18 protein-coding genes and 1 pseudogene are annotated in these 19,172 nt (G+C 62.7%); 12 read left to right on the top strand and 7 right to left on the bottom strand.

Features of this window, described 5'->3' with window-relative positions:
• Positions 1-22 precede the first annotated feature (22 nt).
• Positions 23-751: a dienelactone hydrolase family protein gene (locus CWC48_RS01295; RefSeq protein WP_100491183.1), complete on the top strand. Its 729-nt coding sequence runs from the start codon at positions 23-25 to the stop codon at positions 749-751.
• Positions 752-849: 98 nt separating this feature from the next.
• Here the strand turns inward: CWC48_RS01295 and CWC48_RS01290 are convergent, their stop codons facing one another.
• Together CWC48_RS01290 and CWC48_RS01285 are read right to left on the bottom strand one after the other, a co-directional pair.
• Entirely contained in the window at positions 850-1,716 is an 867-nt protein-coding gene (locus CWC48_RS01290) for a pirin family protein (protein WP_100491182.1), read from the bottom strand.
• 64 nt (positions 1,717-1,780) lie between these two features.
• Positions 1,781-2,197: an OsmC family protein gene (locus tag CWC48_RS01285; RefSeq protein WP_078047639.1), complete on the bottom strand. Its 417-nt coding sequence runs from the start codon at positions 2,195-2,197 to the stop codon at positions 1,781-1,783.
• 140 nt (positions 2,198-2,337) lie between these two features.
• Here CWC48_RS01285 and CWC48_RS01280 point away from each other — a divergent pair, with 140 nt between their 5' ends.
• From CWC48_RS01280 to CWC48_RS30755, 3 genes and pseudogenes are all read left to right on the top strand, one after another.
• Complete coding sequence (locus CWC48_RS01280) at positions 2,338-3,360, top strand: amidohydrolase family protein (protein ID WP_078047640.1); 1,023 nt, start codon at positions 2,338-2,340, stop codon at positions 3,358-3,360.
• A gap of 95 nt (positions 3,361-3,455) precedes the next feature.
• Positions 3,456-4,226, top strand: a pseudogene (locus CWC48_RS30760) (MCP four helix bundle domain-containing protein); the annotation flags it as partial.
• Positions 4,218-5,081, top strand: a complete 864-nt coding sequence (locus CWC48_RS30755) for a methyl-accepting chemotaxis protein (protein ID WP_371857063.1) — start codon at positions 4,218-4,220, stop codon at positions 5,079-5,081. The pseudogene CWC48_RS30760 and the gene CWC48_RS30755, both read left to right, overlap by 9 nt.
• Positions 5,082-5,251: 170 nt before the next feature.
• Here CWC48_RS30755 and fabB read toward each other — a convergent pair whose 3' ends face one another.
• The 5 genes from fabB to CWC48_RS01250 all read right to left on the bottom strand — a co-directional run bounded on the left by fabB (position 5,252) and on the right by CWC48_RS01250 (position 12,198).
• On the bottom strand, positions 5,252-6,472 hold the full coding sequence (gene fabB, locus CWC48_RS01270; protein ID WP_016979549.1) for a beta-ketoacyl-ACP synthase I: 1,221 nt from the start codon (positions 6,470-6,472) through the stop codon (positions 5,252-5,254).
• A gap of 11 nt (positions 6,473-6,483) precedes the next feature.
• Positions 6,484-6,999, bottom strand: coding sequence for a 3-hydroxyacyl-[acyl-carrier-protein] dehydratase FabA (gene fabA / locus CWC48_RS01265; protein WP_010211704.1), 516 nt, complete (start codon positions 6,997-6,999; stop codon positions 6,484-6,486).
• 249 nt (positions 7,000-7,248) lie between these two features.
• On the bottom strand, positions 7,249-9,150 hold the full coding sequence (locus CWC48_RS01260) for an ATP-binding protein (RefSeq protein ID WP_078047642.1): 1,902 nt from the start codon (positions 9,148-9,150) through the stop codon (positions 7,249-7,251).
• Positions 9,147-10,076: an ABC transporter substrate-binding protein gene (locus CWC48_RS01255; RefSeq protein WP_100491180.1), complete on the bottom strand. Its 930-nt coding sequence runs from the start codon at positions 10,074-10,076 to the stop codon at positions 9,147-9,149. Before CWC48_RS01255 ends, CWC48_RS01260 begins: the two co-directional genes overlap by 4 nt.
• Before the next feature lies 1 nt (position 10,077).
• Positions 10,078-12,198 (bottom strand): TonB-dependent receptor domain-containing protein, encoded by a 2,121-nt coding sequence (locus tag CWC48_RS01250; RefSeq protein ID WP_346356393.1) that lies wholly within the window; start codon positions 12,196-12,198, stop codon positions 10,078-10,080.
• Positions 12,199-12,393: 195 nt separating this feature from the next.
• Between CWC48_RS01250 and CWC48_RS01245 the strand changes: the two genes are divergently transcribed.
• The 8 genes from CWC48_RS01245 to CWC48_RS01210 all read left to right on the top strand — a co-directional run bounded on the left by CWC48_RS01245 (position 12,394) and on the right by CWC48_RS01210 (position 19,105).
• Positions 12,394-13,419: an NAD(P)H-dependent glycerol-3-phosphate dehydrogenase gene (locus CWC48_RS01245; protein WP_012723107.1), complete on the top strand. Its 1,026-nt coding sequence runs from the start codon at positions 12,394-12,396 to the stop codon at positions 13,417-13,419.
• 10 nt (positions 13,420-13,429) lie between these two features.
• The gene (locus CWC48_RS01240) at positions 13,430-13,777 is read left to right on the top strand and encodes a DUF4389 domain-containing protein (RefSeq protein WP_100491178.1); all 348 of its coding nucleotides are present in this window, start codon (positions 13,430-13,432) and stop codon (positions 13,775-13,777) included.
• Positions 13,774-14,223 (top strand): phosphohistidine phosphatase SixA, encoded by a 450-nt coding sequence (gene sixA / locus CWC48_RS01235; protein ID WP_099493394.1) that lies wholly within the window; start codon positions 13,774-13,776, stop codon positions 14,221-14,223. Before CWC48_RS01240 ends, sixA begins: the two co-directional genes overlap by 4 nt.
• An 85-nt stretch (positions 14,224-14,308) precedes the next feature.
• Positions 14,309-15,958 carry an AMP-binding protein gene (locus tag CWC48_RS01230; RefSeq protein ID WP_100491177.1) on the top strand — a complete coding sequence of 550 codons (1,650 nt, stop codon included), beginning with the start codon at positions 14,309-14,311 and terminating at the stop codon, positions 15,956-15,958.
• 30 nt (positions 15,959-15,988) lie between these two features.
• Positions 15,989-16,432, top strand: coding sequence for a hotdog fold thioesterase (locus tag CWC48_RS01225; RefSeq protein ID WP_034102975.1), 444 nt, complete (start codon positions 15,989-15,991; stop codon positions 16,430-16,432).
• A gap of 97 nt (positions 16,433-16,529) precedes the next feature.
• Positions 16,530-17,333 carry an alpha/beta fold hydrolase gene (locus tag CWC48_RS01220; RefSeq protein ID WP_078047648.1) on the top strand — a complete coding sequence of 268 codons (804 nt, stop codon included), beginning with the start codon at positions 16,530-16,532 and terminating at the stop codon, positions 17,331-17,333.
• Positions 17,330-18,184 (top strand): alpha/beta hydrolase, encoded by an 855-nt coding sequence (locus tag CWC48_RS01215; protein WP_099493396.1) that lies wholly within the window; start codon positions 17,330-17,332, stop codon positions 18,182-18,184. The genes CWC48_RS01220 and CWC48_RS01215 overlap by 4 nt, the downstream gene beginning before the upstream one ends.
• A 102-nt stretch (positions 18,185-18,286) precedes the next feature.
• The gene (locus CWC48_RS01210) at positions 18,287-19,105 is read left to right on the top strand and encodes a DUF4892 domain-containing protein (RefSeq protein WP_078047650.1); all 819 of its coding nucleotides are present in this window, start codon (positions 18,287-18,289) and stop codon (positions 19,103-19,105) included.
• Positions 19,106-19,172 lie beyond the last annotated feature (67 nt).

The raw sequence follows: 19,172 nt of genomic DNA, 5'->3' as shown, positions 1-19,172 counted from the left end.
TGCACCTCAACTGGAGTAAATGATGAGCCAAGTCACTGTACGTTCCGTGGTCTATCAGATTGATGGCCAGTCTTACGAAAGCCGCCTCGCGTTCGATGCCAGCCACACGGGCCCGTTGCCCGGCCTGCTGATGGCGCCGAACTGGATGGGGGTGAGTGCGGGTGCTGAAGAAATTGCCAAAAGCGTGGCCGGCAAGGGCTACGTGGTACTGATCGCCGACCTGTACGGGCAGACCGTACGCCCGTCGAATGGCGATGAAGCCGGCGCTGCGATGATGCCGTTGAAGAACGACCGTGCATTGTTGAACAAGCGCATGCAGGCGGCCTTCGAGCAACTGCAGGGCCAGACCGAGGCAGCGGTTGATACCTCGAAACTGGCGACCTTTGGTTTCTGCTTCGGCGGTTGCTGCTCCCTGGAGCTGGCGCGTACCGGTGCGCCGGTCAAGGCTGCCATCTCGTTCCACGGCACCCTCGACACGCCAAACCCGGCGGATGCGAAGAACATGAAGGGCTCAGTGCTGGTCCTGCATGGCGCTTCTGACCCGTTGGTCCCTAAAGAGCAACTGCCGGCGTTCGAAGATGAAATGAACGCGGCCGGCGTGGATTGGCAATTGCTGAGCTACGGCGGCGCGGTGCATTCCTTCACCGACCCGCATGCGAATGTGCCGGGCAAGATGATGTACGACGCGAAGACGGCCAAGCGGGCTTTCCAGTCGATGCATAACTTGCTGGATGAAGTGTTCAAGGGCTGATTCTTCAGCGCCTGTTTTGGCCTCTTCGCGAGCAAGCCCGCTCCCACAATTGACGGTGTTCACAAGTCAAAATGTGTGAGCGGGCTTGCTCGCGAATGCTACCTCACCGGCAACTCAATTCTTTCTGACTCACCCGGCACCGTCGGCCAATCCCCAGCCGCCCACCGCTGCCTGGCCTGTTCGATCACCGCCGGATCACTCGCGACAAAATTCCAATTGATCCGCCGAGGCCCATCCAGCGGCGCACCGCCAAACACCACCAGGTGGCAATCGCTTTCGGCAAACAGTGTCATCTCCTGACCAGCCGGCAGCACCACCAGGCTGTGCACTTCAAGCGTCTCGCCGTCCAACTGCGCTTCCCCCTCCAGCACATACACCGCGCGTTCCTCATGCTCATCCGGAATCAGCAGGGTTGTGGCCGTTTGCATCTGCACCTCGGCATACAGCGTGGGCGACAGCACCGGCACCGGCGATTTGAGGCAGAACCCATCGCCCGCGATCAGGCGTATCTGCACGCCCAGGTTGTCACTCACCGGCAGGCTGGCTGCCGGGTGATGGCTGTAGTGCCCCGGCCCGGTCTCGTGGTCCTTGGGGGAGGCCAGCCACACCTGCAACCCGTGCAGGCTGAAACCTTCGGCCCTGACTGCTTCGGGGGTGCGTTCGACGTGAGCGATGGCGCTGCCGGCGGTCATCCAGCTGACGTCGCCGGCCTGCACCACTTGGTCCGAGCCCAGGCTGTCTTTGTGCTGCAACGCGCCTTCAAACAGGTAGGTGAGGGTCGACAGCCCGATATGCGGATGTTGGCGGATATTCATGCCGTCACCCGGCGCATAGCGGGTGAGCAACATGTGGTCAAAAAACACAAAAGGCCCGACGCTGCGGCATTCTCGCGAAGGCAGCGGGCGCAGGATAGGTTGGCCTTCGACATCTTCGGGGCGAGGGCGGATCACGGTAAGGGTGGTCATGGTGCGTCCCAGTCTGAGCGGGTTAGATGCTGCTGAGCATAACCCGCTCGACGGGAGGTTGCCGCTATTGGCTGAACGCGCCTTCCGACAGTTGGGTGTCGATGCTGATCTCGGCGGTGGTCATCAGCTTGTGCACCGGGCAGCGATCGGCCACGCGATGCAGTTCATCGCGCTGTTCGTCGGTGAGTACGCCCTTGAGCGTCAGCTTGACGTTGAGTGTGTATTTGCCCTTTTGTTCTTCGGCGGCATCGTGGGTGACTTCCACGGTCACACCGGTCAACGGGATGTCTTTTTTCTGTGCGTAAAGCTTTACGGTCAGGGCTTTGCAGGAGGCCAGTGCGGCGTCGAAGTAGTCATGGGGGGAGGGCGCCGAATCATCGCCACCCAGGCTTTTGGGCAGGTCGGTGAACAACTCGTGGTTGTTGATCGTGACGCTATGGCGGAAGTTGTCCTGGTTCAGGGTATTTACGGTAACTGGCATGGCAAACCTCACAAGATGGCAGGATGAAGGTCATGCAGTTATAGAGCATGCTGGCACTTCGGTGTTCCGCGTTTTTTGCCGGATGAACCCCGGCAGGGCGCACAAGGTCTACCCGTATCAGCCCTTATCGAGGTTTTACCGTGCCCTGGACCCGCCTGAGCCTTGCCCTGTTGCTCGCCGCCAGCAGCCTTACCGTGCAGGCCCGCGACTATGCCTACAGCGATGCGCACCTGCATTACGTCGATTTTTTCCAGGAAACCGCCGGCATGGACAAGCTGCTCAAGGCGATGGCTGACAACCGCATCGAGCACGTGATGATTTCCGGCATTCCGGTCGCAAAGAAATGGCACGAAGACGAACCCAAGCGCCCGCGCTACTACGCCGGTGACGATGCCGATGCCTACTGGTACAGCGCCACCGACGTGATCGTGGCCGCAGCGGTCAACAAACTGCCCCCTGAGCAGCGCCCACGCTTTCATCCGTTTCTGTCCGGCTTCAACCCCAACGACAAGAACTCGGCGGCCCATATCCAGCGCATGCTCGACCTCAACCCGGGGCTGTGGCAGGGCATCGGCGAAGTCTTCACCCGCCATGACGACCTCACGGCCATCACCGCCGGCGACACCCCACGCGCCAATAACGAAGCCATGACCCGCATTTATCACTTGGCGGCGGAACACGACCTGCCCGTGATGCTGCACTCCAACATCACCTCCAAGCGCGAGCGCAACCCGCTGTACCTGGCCGAGGTCGAGCAGCCCCTGCGCAACCATCCCCATACCCGCTTCATTTGGGCCCATGCCGGCACCAGTAAGGAAATCCACCGCCATCAGGTGCAGATGGACTTTTTGCTGCCGACCTTGAGCCGCCTGCTGGAGACTTACCCCAACCTGTACATCGACCTGTCCTGGAGCATGCTCACGCCGTATTTGCTGGATGACGCAGGGCTGCCGCGCCCGGAGTGGGTCAAGCTGGTGGAGCGCTTCCCCGAGCGGTTTATGCTGGGCTCGGACGTTGTAGGGCGGTTCAACAAGCTCGGTAAGGAAATGCGCCGCTTCGACCCGTTCCTGGATGCCCTGCCGGAGGACGTCGCTCGCAAAGTCGCACGGGACAACTTTTTGGCGATCCTGCCTAAAGCGCCGAGCGATGGTGTAGCGCGTTGATATCGCGTTTTCGTCTTACGCAAAACGAGTAATAGGCCGATACCTTTCAAGAGCCAGCTGCAAATGGATGCAGCGCAATTGGAAGGAGCCAAGGCATGAGTATTAGAAGTCTGAATATCGCCCCGCGCGCGGGCTTGGGGTTTGGCCTATTGGCGTTGATGGTATTTGCCCTGGGCGGCTTTGCCCTGTTGCAGATGGCCAATATGCGCCAGCAATCGGACCAGGTGGAGAACAACTGGCTGCCCAGCGTGATGGCGGTGGGGCAGATGAGTCAGGACTTGCTGCGTGTTCGGGCGCTGACCTTGCGCCTGCTGGTCAACCGCGATTCCCAGGCGCTGGCGCAGAACGAACAGAAACTGGGCGACCTGAAAAGCGGCCTGCATCATGCGCAGACTCTCTACGAGGCGCTGATTGTGCTGCCCGAGGAACGCACGCTGTTTGATCGCTTCAAGGCCCAGGAACAGCAATACCTGCAACGCCAGGAGCAGGTCATGGGGTTTTCCAAGGCCAACCAGCTGGAAGACGCGATCAGGGTGGTCAATGGCGAGATGAACCAGATCGCCGATGAAATGGCCGCGACCCTGCACGAACTGGTCAACCTCAACAAAGCCAACGCCAACCAGGCGGCCAGCCTGGCGCAGAGCGTGTTCAGCCAGTCGCGCAGCTGGGTGGTCGGCATGATCGTGCTCACGGCGCTGATCACCATCGGCCTGGCGGTGTGGCTGACGCGCAGCATCGTGCTGCCCCTGGCGCAGTCGTTGAAAGTGGCCCAGGGCGTGGCCAGTGGCGATCTGACGGGCGAGATCAGCGTCAGTGGCAACGACGAGCCGGCGCGCCTGCAGCAGGCGCTCAAGGGCATGCAGGAGAACCTGCGTGACACCATCCGGCGTATCTCCGAGTCTTCCAACCAGTTGGCGTCAGCCTCGGAAGAACTCAGTTGTGTGACCGAAGACGCCACCCGCGGCTTGCACCAGCAGAATCAGGAAATCGAGCAGGCCGCCACGGCGGTCAATCAGATGACCTCAGCGGTGGAGGAGGTGGCAAGCAATGCAGTGGCCACGTCCCAGGCGTCACGCGAGTCCGACCGCATTGCCCAGCACGGGCGCGAGCAGGTGCACCAGACGGTGGTGTCCATCGAGGCGCTGGCCACTGACGTGACCGACAACGTGACGCAGGTCGAGGACCTGGCGCAAAAGGTCTATGGGATCAGCAAGGTGCTCGACGTGATCCGCTCGATTGCCGAGCAGACCAACCTGCTGGCGCTGAATGCCGCCATTGAAGCCGCACGCGCTGGGGATGCCGGGCGTGGCTTTGCGGTGGTGGCTGATGAAGTGCGCGCCCTGGCCCATCGCACCCAGCAGTCGACCCAGGAAATCGAGCAGATGATCAGCGGCATTCAGCAGGGCACCGATCAGGCGGTCAGCTCGATGCAGCAGAGCAATACGCGGGCGCGTTCGACCTTGGATATCGCCAAGTCGGCGGGCACGGCGCTGGAGGAAATTGCGTCGGCGTTCACCTTGATCAACGAGCGCAACCTGGTAATTGCCAGCGCATCCGAGCAACAGGCGGCGGTGGCGCGGGAGGTGGATCGCAACTTGATGAACATCCGCGACCTGGCGCATCAGACATCGACCGGGGCGAATCAGACCAGTGCGGCGAGCCAGGAGTTGTCGCGCTTGGCGGTGGACCTGAACACGATGGTGGCGCGATTTTCGGTGTAGGGCCGGGTACCGAGTTGGCGCTATCGCAGGCAAGCCAGCTCCCACAGGGGAATGCGTTTCAAATGTGGGAGCTGGCTTGCCTGCGATGAAGGCGACTCGGTCTCAAATCCATTACCCACAAAAAAGCCCCGAACCAGTCGGGGCTTTTTCATGCAATCAAGCTACAGGTCTTACTGACCCTGCCAGCGTTTCAGCACCAGGGTAGCGTTAGTGCCACCAAAGCCGAAGCTGTTGCTCATCACGGTGTCGATTTTTGCATTCTCAACGGTCTTGGTCAGGATCGGCATGTCAGCCACCACCGGATCAATCTCGTCGATGTTGGCCGAACCGGCCATGAAGTTGCCTTCCATCATCAGCAGGCAGTAGATCGCTTCGTGAACGCCGGCGGCGCCCAGGGAGTGACCGGACAGGCTCTTGGTGGAACTGATGGCCGGGGCCTTGTCGCCGAATACCGCACGCACGCCTTCCATTTCCTTGGCGTCGCCGACCGGAGTCGAGGTGCCGTGGGTGTTCAGGTAGTCGATTGGAGTATCCACAGTGGACATGGCCATCTGCATGCAACGGATGGCGCCTTCACCGCTTGGGGCAACCATGTCGTAGCCGTCGGAAGTGGCGCCGTAGCCGACGATTTCCGCGTAGATCTTGGCACCACGGGCCAGAGCGTGTTCCAGCTCCTCGACCACCACCATGCCGCCACCGCCGGCGATGACGAAACCGTCACGCTTGGCGTCGTAGGCGCGGGAGGCCTTTTCCGGGGTTTCGTTGTACTGGGTGGACAGCGCGCCCATGGCGTCGAACAGGAACGACTGGCTCCAATGCTCTTCTTCACCGCCGCCGGCGAAGACGATGTCCTGCTTGCCCAGCTGGATCTGCTCGACGGCAGTACCGATGCAGTGAGCACTGGTGGCGCACGCGGAGGAGATCGAGTAGTTCACGCCCTTGATCTGGAACGGCGTGGCCAGGCAGGCCGAAACGGTGCTGCCCATGGTCCGTGTAACACGGTACGGGCCAACGCGCTTCACGCCTTTTTCGCGCAGGATGTCCAGCGCTTCCATCTGGTTGAGGGTCGATGCGCCGCCGGAGCCGGCGATCAGGCCGGTGCGTACGTTCGATACCTGGTCTTCGCTCAGGCCGGAGTCGGCGATCGCGTCTTTCATCGCCAGGTAGGCGTAGGCGGCAGCGTGGCCGACGAAGCGATAGATCTTGCGATCGATCAGTTCTTCGAGGGGCAGGTCGATGGAGCCGGAAACCTGGCTACGCAGACCCATTTCGGCATATTCCGGGTTGAAGCGGATGCCAGGGCGACTTGCACGCAGGTTAGCGGTGACGGTCTCTTTGTCATTGCCCAGGCAAGAAACAATGCCCAGACCAGTGATAACGACGCGGCGCATGCGGATAACCCTTAAAAGTTGTCAGTGGAAGTGAATACGCCGACCCGAAGGCCTTCGGCAGTATAGATCTCGCGACCGTCGACGCTCACCGAACCATCGGCGATGGCGAGGTTCAGCTTGCCCTTGAGGACGCGCTTGATCTGAATGTTGTAGGTGACTTTCTTGGCGGTCGGCAGGACCTGGCCAAAGAACTTCACTTCGCCCGAACCCAGGGCGCGACCGCGACCCGGCAGGCCTTGCCAGCCGAGGAAGAAACCGACCAGTTGCCACATGGCGTCAAGGCCCAGGCAACCTGGCATCACAGGGTCGCCTTCGAAATGGCAGGCGAAGAACCACAGGTCCGGGGTGATATCCAGCTCGGCGACCAATTCACCTTTGCCGTACTTGCCACCCTCTTCGCTGATATGGGTGATGCGATCCACCATCAGCATGTTCGGGGCGGGCAGTTGCGCGTTACCTGGGCCGAACAGCTCACCGCGACTGCAGCGCAGCAGGTCTTCCCGAGTAAAGGCGTTTTGTTTGGTCATGCGAGCTCCTCAATAATCCCATGCGGCAGGGTAGGGCAAATCTTCCCGAACCGAATGAAGCGTTCATGCCTCATGTCGGCAGCCTACACATAGACTATTGCGTTGTAGTGAAAGTCACAGCGGCAAGGCACTGAATGTACACTTGTTCACTGAAATTTTAAACCGGGCCTGTTTATGGGCCCGTTCGGGTGCCTAAGACTGCCGCACTTTCGTCTTTCACGCCAGTCGGAGTTGGCTGATGGCGCGGCGCTATTGCACCCAGCGCTGCAGGATTTGCTGCAAATCCGTGCGTTTGAACGGCTTGGCCAGGTAATCGTTCATTCCGGCTGCCAAACAGGCTTCCCGGTCACCCTGCAAGGCGTTGGCGGTGAGGGCGATGATCGGCAGGTCGGCGCAGCCCGGCAGTTGGCGAATTTGCCGGGTGGCCTCGTAGCCATCAATCAGCGGCAACCGGCAATCCATCAGGATCACCGTGAAAATCAGGCTCTCGGCGCTGCGGATCGCTTCGGCGCCGTCGGCGGCCAGGCTCACTTCAAAGCCCAGGCTGCGCAGCATGGCTTCGACCACGGTGCGGTTGACCGGGTTGTCTTCCACCAGCAGGACATGCCGGCCATTGCCGGCGCTGGCCTTGCCGTCGGCATCGCTGGCAATGGCCGGCACGCTGTGCTGGTCGATGGCCAGGGGGATTTCCAGGGTGAACACCGAACCACGGCCTTCTTCGCTCTGGGCGCGCAGGGTGCCGCCCATGCGTTCGGCCAGGGTGCGGGCGATGGGCAGGCCCAGGCCGGTGCCGCCGTAACGTCTTGAAATGGAACTGTCGGCCTGCTGGAACGCGTCGAACATCAATTCCAGGCGTTCGGTGGAAATCCCGATGCCGCTGTCGCGCACGGTGCAGGTGAACCACACCAGTTCATGGTCGAGGGTCTGCCAGTGCGGCTCGACGCTGACGCTGCCGTGTTCGGTGAACTTCAAGGCATTGCCGATCAGGTTCACCAGGATCTGGCGGATCCGCGTCGGGTCACCCTGCACCCGCAAGGCGTCCATCCCCGGCGGGATCGACAGCTGCAGCGCCAACCCGCGCTGCTGGGCGCTGTGCTGGAACGCCTGGGCGCAGCTGTTGATCAGGTCCGCGAGGTTGAATGGAATGTGCTCCAACTCCAGGGCGGCGCGTTCGATCCGCGAGAAGTCGAGAATGTCGTTGATGACCTTGAGCAAATGCTCGGTGGATTCGGAGGCCAGCGCCGCGTACTCGGTCTGCTCCTCGGTCATCTCGGTGGTTTCCAGCAACTGCAACATGCCCAGCACGCCGTTCATGGGCGTGCGCAACTCATGGCTCATCATCGCCAGGAAATCCGACTTGGCGTTGTTGGCGCGCTCAGCCTCTTCGCGGGTCTGGATCAACTGGGCCATGGCTTGTTGCTGTTCGCGACTGGCCTGGTTGAGGCCCTCGGCGAGGTTGTTGATATGCCGCGACAGGTCGCCCAGTTCCGAGTCATCCACGATGGGCAGCGGGGTCTTGTAGTCGCCTTGCTGGATGGCCTTCACCGCGTGGCCCATGGCGCTGATCGGCTGCGACAGGCTGGCGGCCAGGCGCCTGGCGAGCAGGAAGGTAAACAGCAGGGCGAACAGCGCGAGGATGCCGGCCTTGAACAGGATCTCTTGCTGGCGCTGGCTGAACGCGTCGTTGGACATGCCGACGATCACCCGGCCCAGGTAGTCCGCGCGCGGCGCCTTGGGTTCGTTGAGGTTGTCCTGGAAGAAGTCATTGCCCAACTGGATGTGTTGCAGGCGGATCGGCGCCTGGAACACTTTGACCGACAGCGAGCGGTCATGTTTTTCCGACGGTTGCTCGACATACACCAGGATGTTCTCGCTGCTGTCCTGGATCTCCAGGAACCGCACGTGGGGCGTGGCCAGCGTGGCGCGCAACAGGCTGTCGAGCACATCGTTGTTGCCGGAGATCACCCCGTACTCGGTGGCGGGCGCCAGTTGGTTGGCGATCAGCTGGCCGGTGTGGTCCAGTTCCTGGCGCAGGTCCTGGATACGCACGAAGGTGAAGAAGCTGATCAACAGCAACGTCAGCAACAGCGCCGGGCCCAGGGTGATGAGCTGGGTGCGGGTGTTGATGTCCCAACGACGACGCAAGGTCATGGGCGTTTTTCTCCTTCGGCCAATCGGGTGGCGACGCTGGCTTCGTCCACCTGTTCGATCCCCAGTGAGCGGGCGACTTGCGGGTTGCCCACGACTTTGAAGCGTTCCGGGTACAGCGAGCGCGGCCAGTTCCCCGGTGGATGGTCGAGCAAGCGGTCGAGCACCGTCAGCCAGTCGGCCTGGTCGCTGTAGGTGCTGGCCAGGCTGCCGGCGCGCACAAAGCCCGCGTTCGGGCCCACCAGCGGCAGTTGCTGGGCGTAGCTGCTCAGCAACAGGTTCTTCGCGGTCTTGGGGTTGTACAACTGCGGGTCGTCGAGGCCGAGCAGCACGTCACTGTTGCGAAACAGGGTTTGCATCGGCCGACTGTCATTAATGTTGCCCCAGAGCTGCGGCACGATCTCCAGGCCCAGGGGCGTGGCGTGCTGGCGCAGTTCGGGCAGGAGAAATTCACTGTCGGCGCCATAGAGCACGCCGATGCGCCGCGCCTGGGGCAGGATGCTCGCGATCAGGCGCAGTTGGCGCTCCAGCGGCGGGTCACTCCACAGCAGGCTGATGCGTGGGTGCTGGGTGCTGCCCAGGCGCTGGTGGGCCTGCAGCCGGCTGATGCGCAGCACCAGTGTCGGCGGGCCCTGGGTGTCCTGCAAGCGCCAGTCGAGGCCCGGCAGGTCGAGCAGGATCAGCCGCGTGTTGGCCGGCAGGCGGCTGGGGGCCGGCATGTCTTTGAGCGGTGTGAAGGTGACGTGGTCTTCGGGGCGTTGCTGGGCCAGGGCCTGGGTGAAGGCCTGCACGCCGGCGCCGTCTTCGGCGGCGGTCAGCAGGATATCGGCGCTCCAGGCTGGCGCGCTGAATAGCAGGCACGCGAGCAGCACCGCGCGTCGCCAGCGCCGAGTGATAAAGAAGCAGGTCATCCGTGACGAGTCGCCCATGTCAGAACTCTAACTCCGCGCTGAAGTAGAGCACATGGCGATGGTCATAATTGTTATCGGCCCAGGTGGTGGGCTGGTTATCCAGGCGTTCCTGCAACATGCCGGCCAGCTCCACGTTGGCTTTGCCCAGGGCAATGCGCTTGGCCACCCGCAGGTCGACCCGTTCGAAGCGATATTGGTTGAGCGCGTCATCGCCGTAGTAGAACAGCGCGCTGGACCAGCCTCGGCCCCATTCGCGCAACCAACCGGCGGAGCCGCTGTTGCGCGCGGTCTGCGCTTTGTCCCGCGGGTTGCTGCTGGTGGCGTCGACGTAAGCATAGGTCAGCCGCAGGCGGTCGGCGTTGCTCACGCGCCAGTCGAACTGGGATTCGGCGCCGGTGAACCGCGAACTGTTGGCGTTGCTGGCAATGTATTGGTTATTGCGCAGCGGCGAGCTGATCATGTCGGTGATCTCGTCATAGAACAGTTTCACGTCCATGTTCAGCCCGATGTCGGCAAAGAAGCCGTTGTACCCCAGTTCCCGTGACTTCATCATCTCTTTATCGAGGTTGCCCGGGCCCCGGGTCTTTACGAAGTATTGCCCGGTGGTCTGCCCATAGGCGGGGGAGCTGAGGTTGGTGACGCGGTAGCTCCAGTTGACGTTGTTCTCGAACATGTCCGGTGAGCGGATCGCTTCGGAGTACACCGCGCGCAGGCCGTGGCGCGGGTTGATCAGGTAGTTGACCGCCACCCGGGGCGTGAGCGAGTTGCCGCTCAGGTGGGTGTCTTCATACATGGCGCCGCCTTGCAGCAGCCAATGTTCGCTGGCGCGCCACTCCAACTGGCCGAACAGGCGCCAGGTGGTGTCGTCCAGGGTGCCGTTGAAGTAGGTGTCGGAGTCGGCGCGGTCGTAGCGGTAGTTCATGCCGCTGACCAGGCGCAGGCTGTCGGACAGGCTGAGGGTGTCCTGAATCTCCAGGTCGTAGCGGCTTTCGCGGGTGCTCTGGTCGATGTCACCGCACACGCTCTGGCTGGCACCGTCGCGCCATTGCTGCAGCACTTGGTTGGCCAGCGCTTGCTCGGCGGCGCTGCCGGGTGGTGCGCTGCCCTGGCTGTAGGTGTCCATATGCCGGGCGAGCAGTTCGGCGTAGTTGGGGTTCATCTGCCACAGCTGGGTCAACTCGGGGCTGAACGACACCTTGGCGTCACAGGCCTTCCAGATTTGCCGGCGGTCCCACTGTTGCGCCGAGCCTTGGATATACAGGCTGTGGTCTGGGTTGAAGTCGAAGTTCCAGCGCAGGGAGCCGGCGTAGTCCTTGGCCGTGACGTCGGAATTGTTGCCGCCTTCGGTAATCCCGGCAAATACCGGGCTGTAGGTATAAGGACGCTGGTTGGTGCCTTCCTTTGCATCCAGCTGCAAGTCGATGCTTTGTTGCGTGTTCAGCGTCTGGCTGATCGCCAGGCTGAAGCGGTTCAGACGCCGGCTGTCACGGCGGTCGGCGCCTGCGGCATCGCTGTCGAAGCCGTCGTCCTGTTGCCCGGAGAGGGACAGGCGCAAGTCACCGGTTTCCCAGCCCGCGCCCTGGCTGGCATAGAAGTCATTGATGCCGCGCTCGCCGCGCACCACCTTGACCCGCGTGCCGTGGCTGTTGGCCGGTGAGCGCGTAAGAATGTTGACCACTGCCATCAAGGCATTGGCGCCATAGCTGACGGTGTTGGGGCCGCGGAACACTTCGATGCGCTCGATATCTTCCATGGCCACCGGAATGTCACTCCAGTCCACAGTGGCCAGGCCGGCGCGGTACACCGAGCGGCCATCGATCAACACCTGCATGCGCCGCGCATCGCTGGCACTGGTGCCGTGGTAGTTCACTGCCGCCTGGTTGCCGGTGGTGTAGCCGACCATCATCCCCGGCACCAGGCGCAGCAGCTCACTGATGTCCCGTGCACCGCTGGCCTTGATCAGCTCGCTGTCGATCACGGTCATGCTGCCGGGCACGGCGGCGGCCGATTGCTTGAGGCGCGTGGCAGTCAGCACCTGGGGCAGCGGCTGGCTGTCGAGGAACAGGTCGTCGGCCAGCGCCGGTGCGCTGCACAACAACATCAACCAGAGGGATGAGCGAGGAGGAGGGCCCAAATACACGGCACGGCCTTGATAATTGCGGATAGCCGCCCATGTTAACTGAGGTGGGGCCTTTTGCCAGTCGCCGGACTTGCAATTACTTCATGTAAACCTGGCATTTTCCGACAAACGCACGAATTGATACGGGGGCTGGCCGCAAGCGGGTCGGCCCGTATAATGCCGGCATCGCCACTGGTATGGATTAACGGATTGCATATGACTGAACAGCGCCCTATCGCGGTCCTGGGAGGCGGAAGTTTTGGTACCGCCGTGGCAAACCTGCTGGCCGAGAACGGCCACGCTGTGCGCCAGTGGATGCGCGATCCCGAACAGGCCGAGGCCATCCGGGTGCACCGGGAAAATCCGCGTTACCTCAAAGGCATCAAGATTCATCCGGCCGTCGAGCCTGTTACCGACCTGCTGGAAACCCTCACCGCCTGCGACCTGTGCTTCGTCGCGCTGCCCTCCAGCGCCTTGCGCTCGGTGCTGGCGCCCCACGCCGAACGCCTGGCGGGCAAGCTGCTGGTCAGCCTGACCAAGGGCATCGAAGCGCAAACCTTCAAGCTGATGAGCGAGATCCTGGAAGAGATCGCGCCCCAGGCGCGCATTGGCGTACTGTCCGGGCCGAACCTGGCGCGGGAAGTCGCCGAGCACGCGCTGACCGCCACAGTGGTGGCCAGTGAAGACGAGGAACTGTGCGAGCGCGTCCAGGCGGTGCTGCATGGCCGTACCTTCCGGGTCTACGCCAGCAGCGACCGCTTTGGCGTCGAGCTGGGCGGTGCACTGAAAAACGTCTACGCGATCATCGCCGGCATGGCCGTGGCGCTGGGCATGGGCGAAAACACCAAAAGCATGCTGATCACCCGTGCCTTGGCCGAGATGACCCGCTTTGCAGTGAACCAGGGCGCCAACCCGATGACGTTCCTGGGGCTGGCCGGCGTCGGCGACCTGATCGTCACCTGCTCCTCGCCGAAAAGCCGCAACTACCAGGTGGGGTTCGCCCTCGGCCAGGGCTTGAGCCTGGAAGACGCGGTCACGCGCCTGGGCGAAGTGGCCGAAGGCGTCAACACCCTCAAGGTGCTCAAGGCCAAGGCCCAGGAAGTCGGTGTGTATATGCCGCTGGTCGCCGGGTTGCACGCGATCCTGTTTGAAGGGCGCACCTTGAACCAAGTCATCGAGTTGCTGATGCGCGCCGAGCCGAAAACCGATGTCGACTTTATTTCCACCAGTGGTTTCAACTGAGGAACGCGTCATGAACGATCCGAAAGCAGCCCCCAAGTACGAATCCATTGCCTTGCGCATCCTCTGGATGCTGGTGTTTGCCCTGGTGTGGCAGGTGGCGCAGTTCCTGCTCGGTGCACTGGTGGTGGTGCAGTTGATCTATCGCCTCGTCTACAGCGCGCCGAACCTGGGCCTGATGAACTTCGGCGACAGCCTCAGCCAGTTCCTTGCACAGATCGGCCGTTTCGGCAGCTTCCACACCGAACAGAAGCCCTGGCCGTTCGCCGACTGGCCCACCCCCCGCGCGCCCGAGGGCGAAACCGCCCACAGCGTGCCGCCCGCGCCACACCCGGTGCGTGACGAGGAGCCGAAGCTGTGAAGCTGTGGATACTGCGCCACGGTGAGGCCGAAGGGCATGCGCGCACCGATGCCGAGCGCAACCTCACCGAGCATGGCCGCGCCGAAGTGTTGCGCAGTGCTGCGCAACTGATCGGCCAGCCCCTCAGCGCGATCATCGCCAGCCCTTATGTGCGGGCGCAGCAGACCGCACACCTGGTGCGTGAGGCGTTGGGTTTTGAGCCGCAGATTCGCACGGTGCCGTGGCTGACACCGGAGGGCAACCCGCAGTTGGTGCTGCAAAACCTCGACAGCGATGACAACGTGCTGCTGGTCAGCCATCAACCGTTGGTGGGCAGCCTGATCAGCTTCCTGCAGCATGGCCATCAGCGCCAGCCGCAGCCGATGCACACCGCCAGCCTGGCGGAACTGGAGGGAGATTTCCCGCTGGCAGGGCTGATGAACCTGGTCAGTGTGAAGAATCCGTAGGCGTTATCGCTGCTTTGTGTGTGCTATATAGTCAACCGAGCAAGTGCTTGGTTGGCTATCATCGGACCACAAAGGAGCGCGTCCCATGCCCGTCGCTTTTCGTTTGCCGTTGCAGGTCTTCTTTGAACGTCAAGCGCGACATCCGCGCCAGACTTTTCTGGTCCAGCCCGTCGGCGGCGGCCAGGTCCAACGCCTCACCTGGAGCGAGGCCGGCCACCAGGCCCGCTGCGCCGCGCACTGGCTGCGCGCCCGGGAGTTGCCCCAGGGCTCGCACATTGCCCTGATCTCGAAAAACTGCGCCCACTGGATCATCGCCGACCTGGCGATCTGGATGGCCGGGCATGTCTCGGTGCCGCTGTACCCCAACCTCACCGCCGACTCCGTTGCCCATGTGCTCACCCATTCCGAGGCGGCGCTGGTGTTTATCGGCAAGCTTGACGACTGGCCAGCCATGGCGCCCGGCGTGCCGTCCGATGTCCCGACCATCAGCTTGCCGTTATGCCCGCCGGGCGCGTTCGATTTTACCTGGGCCGACCTGCAAGCCAGCTCGCCGATCCAGGACAATCCTCAGCCGGCCGCCGCAGAGCTGGCCACCATCATCTATACCTCCGGCACCACCGGCTTGCCCAAAGGCGTGATGCACAGCTTCGGCGCGCTGGGGTTTGCCGCCACCCGTGGCACCGAGTTGTTCGGGTTGGGGGAGGGCGACCGGCTGCTGTCGTACCTGCCGTTGTGTCACGTGGCAGAACGGATGTTTGTGGAAATGGCGGCGATCTACACCGGGCAGACGGTGTTTTTCGCCGAAAGCCTGGATACCTTTCTGACTGATCTGCGTAGGGCGCGTCCGACCGCACTGTTTGGTGTGCCGCGCATTTGGACCAAATTCCAGATGGGCGTCTACGCCAGGATCCCGGAAAAGCGCCTGGACTTCCTGCTGCGCCTGCCCTTTATCGGCAAGCGCGTGGGCCACAAGGTGCTCGCCGGCCTGGGCCTGGATGCGTTGCGCATCGCGCTGTCCGGGGCGGCGCCGGTGCCCGAGGCGCTGCTGCGCTGGTATCAGCGCCTGGGCCTGGATGTGCTGGAGGTGTATGGCATGACCGAGAGCTGTGGCTACTCCCACGTGTGTCGGCCCGGCCAGCAGACCCTCGGCTGGATCGGCCTGCCGTGCCCCGGTGTGGACGTGCGCATCGACCCCTCGGGCGAAGTCCAGGTGCGCAGCGGCGCGACCATGCTCGGCTATTACAAGGACCCGCAGAAAACCGCCGAGACGATCACCGCCGACGGCTTCCTGCGCACCGGTGACAAGGGCGAGCAGGATGCCGATGGCCGGCTGCGCCTGACCGGGCGGCTCAAGGAAATCTTCAAGACCAGCAAAGGCAAATACGTCGCTCCCGCGCCGATTGAAAACCGCCTGGCCGAACATGCGCGCATCGAGCAGGTGTGCGTGGTGGGCGATGGCCTCACCGCGCCGATTGGGCTGTGCGTGTTATCGGCGGTAAACGAAGACCCGCACGCACTGCGCAGCAGCCTTGAACGCTGGCTGGAACAGGTCAACCAGGCGCTGGATAAACATGAACGCCTGCGCCAGTTAGTGGTGGTGAAAGACAACTGGGCGGTGGAAAACGGCTTCCTGACCCCGACCCTGAAGATCAAGCGCAACGTGATCGAATCGACTTACGGTGCACATTTCCAAGCCTGGAGCGAGCGCTCCGAATCCGTTCTGTGGCAGGATTAGGCTCATCATAAAACCAAAAAGGACAACGGCATGAGCCTGTGGCGCACTCAACCGAATATCGATCAACTCAATGCGATCCAGAAAAACACCATCGGTGAACTGCTGGACATTCGCTTTGAAAGCTTTGACGACGACTCCCTGACAGCCAGCATGGTGGTTGATCATCGCACCCATCAGCCCTACGGCTTGTTGCATGGCGGTGCGTCGGTGGTGTTGGCCGAAAGCGTGGGTTCCATGGCCGCCTACCTGTGCATCGATGCCAGCAAGTTCTATTGCGTGGGGCTGGAGGTCAACGCCAACCACCTGCGCGGTGTGCGCAGCGGGCGCGTGACGGCGGTGGCCAAGGCGATCCACATCGGCCGCACCACCCAGGTCTGGGACATCCGCCTGACCAGCGACGATGGCAAGGCCAGTTGCGTCTCGCGGCTGACCATGGCTGTGGTGCCGCTGGGCGAGAACCCGCCGGCGCGATAGGCGTGGCGTGAGTGTCATCATTCCTGGCAGTTACAGTCATTGCTGTGCCGGCCGGGCATGGTGACAATCAATCTCTGTTTTTGTAGATGGATCTGGTATGTCGCAGCACGTGTTTTTTGCCCACGCCAATGGCTTTCCCTCGGCCACCTACGGCAAGTTGTTCGCCGCGCTGGCCCCGGAGTACGCGGTGGCTCATCTGCCACAGCACGGTCACGACCCCCGGTTTCCGGTGGACGATAACTGGCAGAACCTGGTGGACGAGTTGATCCATCACCTGGAGCAGCAACCTGAACCGGTGTGGGGCGTGGGCCATTCCCTTGGGGGCGTATTGCACCTGCACGCGGCCATGCGCTGCCCGCAGCTGTATCGCGGGGTGGTCATGCTCGATTCGCCGGTGCTGACCCGTGCTGACCGCTGGGTGATCCGCGCGGCCAAGCGCTTCGGCTTTATCGACCGCCTGACCCCTGCCGGGCGCACCCTGGGACGCCGCGAAGAGTTCAGCGACCTGGACGCCGCGCGCAGCTATTTCGCCGGCAAGACCTTGTTCCGTGGCTTTGACCCGGAATGCTTTGACGCTTACCTGCAACACGGCCTGCACCAGGTCGGTGACCGCCTGCGCCTGCGTTTCGACCCGGCCACCGAAATCAGCATCTACCGGGGCGTGCCCCACACCAGCCCCGGTCAGGTGCGCCAGTTGAAAGTGCCGCTGGCGGTGGTGCGCGGCCGGCAGAGCCGGGTGGTGATGCGTCACCACGCCAGCGGCGTCGGGCGCCTGCCCATGGGCGAAATGCTCACCATGCCCGGCGGCCACATGTTCCCCCTTGAACGCCCCCAGGACACCGCGGCCTTGATCAAAAACCTGTTTTCCCGCTGGCAAGCCCGCGAGCGCAGTTGCGCATGAGCACACCGGTCGAAGAAGTGCGCCTGAGCCTGCCGCATATCGAACTGGCGGCCCATCTGTTCGGTCCCGAGGACGGTTTGCCGGTGATCGCCCTGCATGGCTGGCTGGACAACGCCAACAGCTTTGCGCGACTGGCGCCGAAACTCCAAGGCTTGCGCATCGTTGCACTGGACATGGCCGGGCATGGGCATTCGGCGCATCGTCCTACGGGTGCCGGTTATGCCTTGTGGGATTACGTTTTCGATGTGCTGCAAGTCGCCGAGCAACTGGGCTGGAAACGTTTTGCATTACTTGGCCACTCCCTCGGCGCCATTGTGTCGCTGGTGCTGGCCGGTGCATTGCCGGAGCGCGTGACGCACCTGGGATTGATCGACGGTGTGATCCCACCGACGGCCAGCGGTGAGAACGCCGCCGAGCGCCTGGGCATGGCGTTGCAGGCGCAATTGAACCTGCAGGACAAGCGCAAGCCGGTCTATAACACCCTGGACCGAGCGGTGGAGGCGCGCATGAAAGGCGTGGTGGCGGTCAGCCGTGAAGCCGCAGAACTGCTGGCCCAGCGCGGTTTGATGCCGGTGCCGGGCGGCTACACTTGGCGTTCCGACAGCCGCTTGACCCTGGCGTCGCCGGTGCGTCTGACCGATGAGCAAGCGATGGCCTTCGTGCGGCGGGTAAGTTGCCCTACGCAGTTGGTGGTGGCCGCCGACGGCATGCTGGCGAAACATTCCGAATTGCTTTCTCAGCTACCTTTTACGGTAACCACGCTGCCGGGTGGCCATCATTTACACCTGAATGACGAACCCGGCGCGGTCCTTGTTGCAGACTGTTTCAATCGGTTCTTCTCCACGCCTTGACTTGGCGCGGTCAACTGCCGAGGCTGGGCGGATTGAAAGGGAGTCAACCATGAACCATCTCAACACCGCTGTGCGCTCCGATGGCCAGGGCACATTGATCCGATGAGCCTTCGTAAAGGATGTATCCGTGCCCTCGGGCTGTGCTGTTTCAGCCCCCTGGTGTTCGCCGCCGATGTGCCGGGAAGCCAGGATTTACCGGCAGTGTCCCGACAGGTCGACTCACAGATCGTCGACTACCGCCCGGCCGAAGAGAAGGAGCGCATCTACCCTATGGGCGCGATCCGCAAGATCAGCGGCCAACTGCGTTACGAAGGCCAGGCCACCGCCCGTGGGCAAGCCACGGCGATTACCTACGAATTGCCCGCCGAACACACCTCCAGTGCAGCCTTTACCGCAACGCGCGAAGCGTTGCAGGCGAAGGGCGCGCAGTTACTGTTCTGGTGCCAGGCCCGCGATTGCGGCGAAAGCAGCCTGTGGGCCAATGAAGTGTTCGGCAACGCCAAGCTGGTCGGCGCCGACGGCCAGCAGGAATACCTGCTGCTGCGCCTGGCAGCCCCCCAGGACAATTCCCTGGTGGCGCTGTACGGCATTACCCGCGGCAATCGCCGCGCCTACCTGCATGTGGAGCAACTGGATGCCAACGCGCCGCTGGGTGACCTGTTGCCCACGTCGGCCACGCTGTTGCGTGAGTTGAAAAGCACCGGCGAGCTGGACTTCCCCGCGCTCGGCGGCGACCCTGACGACACCTGGTTGACCCTGATTTCCCGTGGGTTGAACCTCGATACCACCTTGCGCGTCAGCCTTACCGGCCCGAACGCCGAAGCCTGGCGCCAAGCCCTGGTCGACAAAGGTGTGCGCGCTGCGCGCATGGAAACCGGCGCCGCTGAAACCAAAGGCCTGCACCTGCATCTGATACGCTGACCGTCACAAGGCGAGCGGACCCGCGCCGTTCGCCTAAGCTCTCTTCCTACAGCCTTCTTCTAGAGAT

Source organism: Pseudomonas sp. S10E 269 (assembly GCF_002798465.1).
Lineage (GTDB): Bacteria > Pseudomonadota > Gammaproteobacteria > Pseudomonadales > Pseudomonadaceae > Aquipseudomonas > Aquipseudomonas pergaminensis.
Note: the sequence above shows the minus strand (reverse complement) of the source record. Positions and strands in the feature narration are given on the sequence as shown.